Source organism: Kitasatospora sp. NPDC059146, assembly GCF_042786665.1.
GTDB lineage: Bacteria > Actinomycetota > Actinomycetes > Streptomycetales > Streptomycetaceae > Kitasatospora.
Genome location: NZ_JBHZCY010000113.1, coordinates 22,326 through 30,752, shown reverse-complemented (window position 1 = coordinate 30,752; position 8,427 = coordinate 22,326). Strand labels below are relative to the sequence as shown.

Sequence of the window (8,427 nt, the reverse complement as noted above, 5' to 3'; positions counted from 1 at the left end):
TCGTACTGGACGTACTTGGGCGATTCGGGCGTGCGTCCAGGCGGGATGCCCGGCGTCGCGCGCCTGGCAAGATCCGCCGGACAGGCCCTAGCCGCGTACCGCCGCGCCACGTACGATCCCGCGCCCGGCCGCCCCGGGTATCGCCTCGCGCCCGAGCAGCAGGCACACCGCCGCCAGCGGCAGTTCGACGCAGCAGGCCATCACCAGCGCGGCGAGCACCGCGTGCCCCGGCCCGGCGCAGGCGATGTCGGCCAAGGCGTCCCCGGCGAGCAGCAGCGCCACCACCGCGCCCGCCCACAGGGCGGCGGGGCTGCGCCGGCGCAGCAGCGCGTCCAGCGAGAGCAGCGCGGCGAACTCCGCGAGGTCCAGCACCACCCACGGGGTCTCGTGGTTGACGGCCAGGACCATCAGCCAGGGCAGCAGCCCGAAGGCGGCCAGTCGCGGCAGCCGCTGGAACCGCTCCGGCAGCACGTACGCCGGAGTGCCCGGGGGGACGAGGGCGATACTCATGCGCCGACCTCGCTCCGCACGCGCTGCAGGGGGAGCCGCTCGACGGGCCCGCCCGCCGGGTGCCCGACGAGCACCGCATCGAACGGGCCCTCGGCCAGGGCGAGCCAGAACTGCCCGGCCACCGTGACCACTTCGCCCGCCGCCGCCCGGACGGTGCCGAACAGCCGCCGCCCGCCGGTGAACACCACCGAGGGCACCCGGCCGTCGGCGGGCAGCCGCCCCCAGGCGAGCACGTGCGAGCCCCGACCGGCGGACGGGCTGCGCCGCGCGCCGCGGACGAGCCGCGGGGCGAGCCGGGCGGCGACCAGGACGTCGGCCAGCTCGCCGTGCTGGTACAGCTCCAACGCGGCCCGGCCGCGGCCGGACCCGACGCTGCGGACCGACCAGGGCCCGGCCCCGGCGGGCAGCGTCCCCTCCGGCCCCGGCGCCGGGCGGAGCGCGCCCCCGGGAACACCCCCGTGGTTCCCGGGGACGGGCCGCCCGTGCGGCGGGGTGGCGGAGTGCGATGCGGTGCTCGTCATGTCCCCAAGCCTCTCGTCGCGAGGGGGGGCCTGTCGGTGGTGCCCCACACCGAATCGGGGGTGTATCTAGCTACACCCCCGGCGGGGACCCCCCTTCATGGCGGCCGTTGATCACCGGGCCCTACGCTGTCCGGCATGCCCTCCACCACGTTGCGCCGAGCGCTCGTCAGGAGCCTTCGGCGACCACCGTGGTCGGCCGGGACCTGGCGGGACGCCCGCTTCATCGCCGCCGGAATACCCGTGGCCGTGCCGGTCTGGCTGGCGCTGACCGAGTCCAGCCTGCTCTTCCCGGTCCTCGGGGCCGTGCTGGTCTGCTCGCGCTGGCTCACCGCCCTCCAGCGCGGACGGCTGCGCGCCCTCCGCGGCGTGGAGGTGCCGCCGCCCGGCGCGCCCGCGGGCCGGCGGCTGGCCCGGCTGCGGATCGGCCTCACCTGGCGCCAGGTCGGCTACCACCTGCTGATCGGCCCGGTGCTGGCGCTCTGCGCGCTGGCCGCCGTCTACCTCTGGGGCATCGCCCTGGTGCTGACCACCCTGTACGCCTGGGTGTGGCTGCTGCCGCCCGAGGCGGGGCTGCGCGGTGAGCTGGCCGGTCTGGACGCGGCGCTCACGGTGTTCGGGGTGCTGCTGCTGGCGGCGGCGCCCTGGGCGACGGCGCTGGCCGCCCGGCTGGAGGTCCGGGCGGCGCAGCGGCTGCTCGGCCCGAACCGGGCGGAGCAGCTGGAGCAGCGGGTCGAGGAGATCGCCGAGTCCCGGGCCGGCCTGGTGGACGCGGTGGACGCCGAGCGCCGCCGGATCGAGCGGGACCTGCACGACGGCGCCCAGCAGCGCCTCACCTCCCTCGCGATGAACCTGGGCCTGGCCCGGCGCACCCTCAAGGACTGCCCGCCCGACGCCATGCAGGTGATCGTCGCGGCGCACGAGGAGGCGCAGGCGGCCATCGACGAGCTGCGCGACCTGGTCCGCGGCCTGCACCCGGCGGTCCTGGAGGACCGCGGGCTGGACGCGGCGCTGTCCGGCGTCGCCGCCCGGGCCCCGTTGCCGGTGCGGCTGGACGTCGAGCTGTCCGAGCGGATCGCCCCGACCGTCGAGGCGGTCGCCTACTTCACCGTCTCCGAGGCGCTCACCAACGTGGCCAAGCACGCCCGGGCCGAGCGGGCCGACGTCTCGGTGCGGACGATCGGCGGCCGGCTGCGCCTGGTCGTCAGCGACGACGGCGTGGGCGGCGCGGACGCCTCGCGCGGCACCGGGCTCACCGGTCTGCGCCAGCGCGCCGCCTCGGTCGACGGGACGCTGTCCGTTCTCAGCCCCCTCGGGGGCCCCACCACCATCACCGTGGAGTTGCCGTGCGTGCTGTGATCGCCGAGGACTCGGTCCTGCTGAGGGTCGGCCTGGTCAAGGTCCTGGAGGCGGTGGGTTTCGAGGTGGTGGCCGCCGTCGGGGACGCCGTCGAACTGCTGGCCGCCGTCGAGGAGCACCGCCCGGGCGTGGTGGTCTCGGACGTCCGGATGCCCCCGGGCTTCCACGACGAGGGCGTCAAGGCGGCGATGGTGATCCGGCAGCAGTGGCCGGACACCGCCGTGCTGCTGCTCTCCCAGTTCGTGGAGGAGCGGTACGCCGCGGATCTGCTGTCGACCAACACCAGCGGCGTCGGCTACCTGCTCAAGCAGCGGGTGGCCAATGTGGACGACTTCGTGGACGCGCTCCAGCGGGTCGCCGAGGGCGGCACCGCGCTGGACCCGGAGGTGGTGGCCCAGCTGCTGGTGCGCCGCCACCGGGACCCGTTGGAGAAGCTGACCCCGCGCGAGCGGGACGTGCTCTCGCTGATGGCGGAGGGCCGTTCCAACGCGGCGATCGCGGGCGCCCTGGTGGTCAGCGACAGCGCGGTGGCCAAGCACATCAACTCGATCTTCACCAAGCTGGACCTCCCGCCGGCCGACGACAGCCACCGCCGGGTGATGGCGGTGCTGCGCTTCCTGGAGATCACGTGAGCGCGCGGTCCACCAAGGCGTGGCGGATCACCGGCGTGCTCACCGTGGTGTTCGTGGTGGTCATGGGCGGGGCGCAGACCCTGGCCCTGGTGGCCCGGCAGTCGCGGACCGAGCAGCAGACCTTCGTCACCGCCGTCCACAAGCTGCAGCTGGCCACGAGCAGCGCCTCCGTGCGGATCAAGCCGGGGGTGGAGGGCCGGGTGGTGGTGAGCAAGAACCTCGACTGGACGGTCTCCGAGCCCCGGGTGCGCGCCGATGTGGTCGGCGACACGATGACCGTCGGCGTGGAGTGCCGGCGTTCGCTGCCCTTCTACAACTGCGGCGCCTCGATCGAGCTGGAGGTGCCCGCGGGGACGGAGGTCGCCGGCACGGTGACCTCGGGGGCGGTCGAGGTGTCGGACCTCAGCGGCGCCGTCCGGCTGGACGGGACCTCCGGCTCGATCCTCCTGCACGGGCTGTCCGGCCCGGTCCGCGCCCGCACCACCTCCGGGATGACCCAGGGCAGGGACCTCTCCTCGGCGCAGGCGGAGGTGTCCAGCACCTCCGGGTCGGTGGACCTGACCTTCCGGTCGGCGCCGCAGGACGTCAAGGTGAGCACCGGCTCCGGCTCGGTGACCGTGCGGGTGCCGAAGGACAGCCGCTACCGGATCAACGGCGGGACGGGTTCGGGCAGCAGCTCCATCGATCCGGCCCTGGGCGACGCCGCCAGCGGCAGGAGCCTGGAGGCCGACGTCGGCTCGGGCTCCCTGGACATCGGGTACCGCCAGGATCCGGAGTAGGCGGGGCGGCTCACCCGGGTGGGGGACAATGGAGAGTCCCGTCCCCTTCGCCCAGAGGTCAGCCGCGCATGACAGTCACGCCCGCACCCACCGCGCCCGAGTCGGCGACCGCGACCGCGACCGGGTTCGCGCCGCTGGACATCGGCCCGATCCGGGTGTGGCCGCCCGTCGTGCTGGCGCCGATGGCCGGCATCACCAACGCGCCGTTCCGCACCCTGTGCCGCGAGCAGAGCGGCGGCAAGGGCCTGTACGTGTCGGAGATGATCACCACCCGGGCGCTGGTCGAGCGCAACGCCAAGACCATGCAGCTGATCAAGTTCGACCCGAGCGAGAAGCCGCGTTCGATCCAGCTGTACGGGGTGGACCCGGTGACCGTCGGCAAGGCGGCCCGGATGATCTCGGACGAGGGCCTGGCCGACCACATCGACCTCAACTTCGGCTGCCCCGTCCCCAAGGTGACCCGCAAGGGCGGCGGCTCGGCGCTGCCGTACAAGCGCAACCTGCTGCGCGAGATCCTGCGCGAGGCCGTCGCCAACGCCGGGGACCTGCCGGTGACCATGAAGATGCGCAAGGGCATCGACGACGACCACCTGACCTTCCTGGACGCCGGCCGGATCGGTGCCGAGGAGGGCGTGGCCGCGATCGCCCTGCACGGGCGCACCGCCGCCCAGCACTACGGCGGGACGGCCGACTGGTCGGCGATCGCCCGGCTGCGCGAGTCCGTCCCGGCGCACGTCCCGGTGCTGGGCAACGGGGACATCTGGTCCGCCGAGGACGCGCTGCGGATGATGCGGGAGACCGGCTGCGACGGCGTGGTGGTGGGCCGCGGCTGCCTGGGCCGCCCGTGGCTGTTCAAGGACCTGGTCTCGATCTTCGAGGGCGACGTCGACCACGCCCGCCCCGACTTCGGCTACGTGGCCCGGGCGATGGTGCGCCACGCCCAGCTGCTCGGTGAGTGGCTGGGGGACGAGGCGCGCGGTGTGGTCGACTTCCGCAAGCACGTCGCCTGGTACACCAAGGGCTTCTCGGTCGGCTCCGAGCTGCGGGTGCGGCTGGCGAACTCCTCCTCGCTGGCCGAACTGGCCGGGACCCTCGCCCAGGTGGAGCAGACCCAGACCTGGCCGATCGGCGCGGACGGCCCGCGCGGGCGCACCAGCGGCAACGGCCGGGTGGTCCTGCCGGAGGGCTGGTTGGACGATCCGTACGACTGCGCCCGACCGGGCGAGGACGCCGAATCGGACACCTCCGGCGGATGATCTAGCCGATCCGTCGAATTCGACCCCTCGGGGCCGCTGGCCACCCGGTCCCAGCCCTCTTGTCCATTCTGGACAGGAGGGCTCCTTTTCGGCGTGCTGATGTCACGGAACGAGCACGTTCCTGGACGCAGTGCGACGATTGGCGCAGGCGTCCTACGTTCGAGCCGTGAGACGGGCTGGTGACGCTTGCCACACGCCGGAGCGGGTGACGGTCGGTCAGTGGACGGAATGGACAGGTCGAGCGTGGAACGCTTCCCGAAGCCGGTTCGACGCCGATCGGCCGATCCGGGTGCAGGAAATCAAGCCGGGGCAACGCGACCGACCCGCGGTCGCTACCCAGCGTCCGAATCGGGCGATCTTCCCGTTTCCGAGCCTTCAAGACTTGAACGCTGGCTCGCGTCAGGGGGACGATTTCACCAACAGAGGTGAACGCCTTTATGTGCATTCGATCTAGCGGGTTACCACTCGGTACCGGCCTCGTGTGGCCTATTCAGGGCAGAGAAGTGCCTTCGAAATGGGTATGTTCTCCGGCGTCAGGGCAACCGCGTACGAGGAGACCGACCCGTGCCGTCCCAGCAGAAGTTTGTTTACTCCTTCACCGAAGGAAACAAGGACCTCAAGGATCTTCTTGGCGGCAAGGGCGCGAACCTGGCCGAGATGACCAATCTGGGGCTCCCCGTCCCTCCGGGGTTCACCATCACCACCGAGGCCTGCAAGGTCTTCCTGGAGACCGGTAGCGAGCCGTCCTCCCTGCACGAGGAGATCAGCGCCCACCTGGACGCCCTCGAACAGGAGATGGGCAAGAAGCTCGGCCAGGCCGACAACCCGCTGCTGGTCTCCGTCCGTTCCGGTGCCAAGTTCTCCATGCCCGGCATGATGGACACGGTCCTGAACATCGGCCTCTCCGACGCCTCGGTGGTCGGCCTGGTCGCCCAGTCCGGCAACGAGCGCTTCGCCTGGGACTCCTACCGCCGCCTGGTCCAGATGTTCGGCAAGACCGTGCTGGGCGTCGAGGGCGAGCTGTTCGAGGAGGCCCTGGACGAGGCCAAGCACGCCAAGGGCACCGTCAACGACCTGGACCTGGACGCTTCCGACCTCCGGGAACTGGTCGAGGTGTTCAAGGGCATCGTCGAGCGCGAGACCGGCCGGGCTTTCCCGCAGGACCCGCGCGAGCAGATGGACCTCGCCGTCCACGCCGTCTTCCACTCCTGGAACGGCGACCGCGCCCGGCTGTACCGCCGCCAGGAGCGCATCCCGAACGACCTGGGCACCGCGGTCAACGTCTGCAGCATGGTCTTCGGCAACCTCGGCGAGGACTCCGGCACCGGCGTCGCCTTCACCCGCGACCCCTCCACCGGCGCCCAGGGCGTCTACGGCGACTACCTGTCCAACGCCCAGGGCGAGGACGTCGTCGCCGGCATCCGCAACACGCTGCAGCTGTCCGAGCTGGAGAAGCTCGACAAGAAGTCGTACGACGAGCTGATGGCGATCATGCAAAAGCTCGAGAACCACTACCGCGACCTCTGCGACATCGAGTTCACCATCGAGCGCGGCAAGCTCTGGATGCTCCAGACCCGGGTCGGCAAGCGCACCGCCGCGGCCGCCTTCCGGATCGCCGTCCAGCTGGTCGACCAGGGCCTGATCGACCTGGACGAGGCCCTGATGCGGGTCACCGGCGGCCAGCTGGCCCAGCTGATGTTCCCGCGCTTCGCCCCGACCGGTGAGTCCAAGCAGATCGGCTGGGGCCTGGCGGCCTCGCCCGGCGCCGCGATCGGCAAGGTCGTCTTCGACTCGTACACCGCCGTCAAGTGGTCCCGCTCCGGCGAGAAGGTCATCCTGGTCCGCCGCGAGACCAACCCGGACGACCTGGACGGCATGATCGCCGCCGAGGGCATCCTCACCTCGCGCGGCGGCAAGACCTCGCACGCCGCCGTCGTCGCCCGCGGCATGGGCAAGACCTGCGTCTGCGGCGCCGAGGAGCTGGAGGTCGACACCAAGGCCCGCAAGTTCACCACCGCCGACGGCCTGGTGGTGCACGAGGGCGACGTGGTCTCGATCGACGGCGCCAGCGGCAAGGTCTACCTCGGCGAGGTACCCGTCCTGCCGTCCCCGGTGGTCGAGTACTTCGAGGGCACCCTGCACGCCGGCGCCGACGTCCAGGGCGGACTGGTCCAGGCCGTCCACCGGCTGATGTCGCACGCCGACGGCCGCCGCCGGCTCGCCGTGCGGGCCAACGCCGACAACGCCGAGGACGGCGGGCGCGCCCGCCGCTACGGCGCCCAGGGCATCGGCCTGTGCCGCACCGAGCACATGTTCCTCGGTGAGGAGCGCCGCAAGGAGGTCGAGCACCTGATCCTCGCGGACAACGACAAGGACCGCGAGCTCGCCCTCTCCACCCTGCTGCCGCTGCAGAAGGGCGACTTCCTGGAGCTCTTCCAGGCGATGGACGGGCTGCCCGTCACCGTGCGCCTGCTCGACCCGCCGCTGCACGAGTTCCTGCCGGACATCACCGAGCTGTCGGTGCGCGTCGCCCTCGCCGAGGCCCGCAAGGACCCGAACGAGAACGACCTGCGCCTGCTCCAGGCGGTGCACAAGCTGCACGAGCAGAACCCGATGCTCGGCCTGCGCGGCGTCCGCCTCGGCCTGGTCATCCCCGGCCTGTTCGGCATGCAGGTCCGGGCCATCGCCGAGGCCGCCGCCGAGCGCAGGCTGGCCGGTGGGGACCCGCGCCCCGAGGTGATGATCCCGCTGGTCGGCACCGTCCAGGAGCTGGAGCTGGTCCGCGACGAGTGCGAGCGGGTGCTCGCCGAGGTCGTCCAGTCCACCGGCGTCCCGCTGGACATCAAGCTCGGCACCATGATCGAGCTGCCGCGCGCCGCGGTGACCGCCGGTCAGATCGCCGAGGCCGCCGAGTTCTTCTCCTTCGGCACCAACGACCTCACCCAGACGGTCTGGGGCTTCTCCCGGGACGACGTGGAGGCCTCCTTCTTCACCGCCTACCTGGAGAAGGGCATCTTCGGGGTCTCCCCGTTCGAGACCATCGACCGGGACGGCGTCGGCTCGCTGGTCAAGCACGCCGTCGAGGCCGGCCGGGCCACCCGCCCCGACCTCAAGCTCGGCGTCTGCGGCGAGCACGGCGGCGACCCGGAGTCGGTGCACTTCTTCCACGAGGTGGGGCTGGACTACGTCTCCTGCTCCCCCTTCCGGATCCCGGTGGCGCGCCTGGAGGCAGGCCGCGCCGCCATCGAGACGGCGGGCAGCGACTCGCGCTGAGAGGGTAGGCATCCCCTACTCACGCGCGGGTACGACTGACCGCTCACCCTCCCGTCGGGAGGGCGTACACCGGAGCTCGGCGCAGGAGAACCGGCGTACG

General features: G+C 72.3%; 7 protein-coding genes. 5 read left to right on the top strand and 2 right to left on the bottom strand.

Annotated features, from left to right (window positions below; all coding sequences use genetic code 11):
- Window positions 1-87: 87 nt before the first annotated feature.
- The gene (locus ACFXPX_RS33895) at window positions 88-510 is read right to left on the bottom strand and encodes a hypothetical protein (RefSeq protein WP_375892511.1); all 423 of its coding nucleotides are present in this window, start codon (window positions 508-510) and stop codon (window positions 88-90) included.
- Window positions 507-1,031: a hypothetical protein gene (locus ACFXPX_RS33890; RefSeq protein ID WP_380591202.1), complete on the bottom strand. Its 525-nt coding sequence runs from the start codon at window positions 1,029-1,031 to the stop codon at window positions 507-509. Before ACFXPX_RS33890 ends, ACFXPX_RS33895 begins: the two co-directional genes overlap by 4 nt.
- Window positions 1,032-1,166: 135 nt before the next feature.
- On the opposite strand from ACFXPX_RS33890, the gene ACFXPX_RS33885 reads away from it, so the two are divergent.
- The 5 genes from ACFXPX_RS33885 to ppdK all read left to right on the top strand — a co-directional run bounded on the left by ACFXPX_RS33885 (window position 1,167) and on the right by ppdK (window position 8,327).
- The gene (locus ACFXPX_RS33885) at window positions 1,167-2,387 is read left to right on the top strand and encodes a histidine kinase (RefSeq protein WP_380644355.1); all 1,221 of its coding nucleotides are present in this window, start codon (window positions 1,167-1,169) and stop codon (window positions 2,385-2,387) included.
- The gene (locus ACFXPX_RS33880) at window positions 2,375-3,019 is read left to right on the top strand and encodes a response regulator (RefSeq protein ID WP_380644354.1); all 645 of its coding nucleotides are present in this window, start codon (window positions 2,375-2,377) and stop codon (window positions 3,017-3,019) included. Before ACFXPX_RS33885 ends, ACFXPX_RS33880 begins: the two co-directional genes overlap by 13 nt.
- A complete protein-coding gene (locus ACFXPX_RS33875; protein ID WP_380591208.1) occupies window positions 3,016-3,798 on the top strand; it encodes a DUF4097 family beta strand repeat-containing protein in 783 nt (260 codons plus the stop codon). Before ACFXPX_RS33880 ends, ACFXPX_RS33875 begins: the two co-directional genes overlap by 4 nt.
- A gap of 68 nt (window positions 3,799-3,866) precedes the next feature.
- Entirely contained in the window at window positions 3,867-5,054 is a 1,188-nt protein-coding gene (gene dusB, locus ACFXPX_RS33870; protein ID WP_375892519.1) for a tRNA dihydrouridine synthase DusB, read from the top strand.
- A 564-nt stretch (window positions 5,055-5,618) separates the two neighbouring features.
- Entirely contained in the window at window positions 5,619-8,327 is a 2,709-nt protein-coding gene (ppdK, locus tag ACFXPX_RS33865; protein ID WP_375892521.1) for a pyruvate, phosphate dikinase, read from the top strand.
- Window positions 8,328-8,427: the final 100 nt, after the last annotated feature.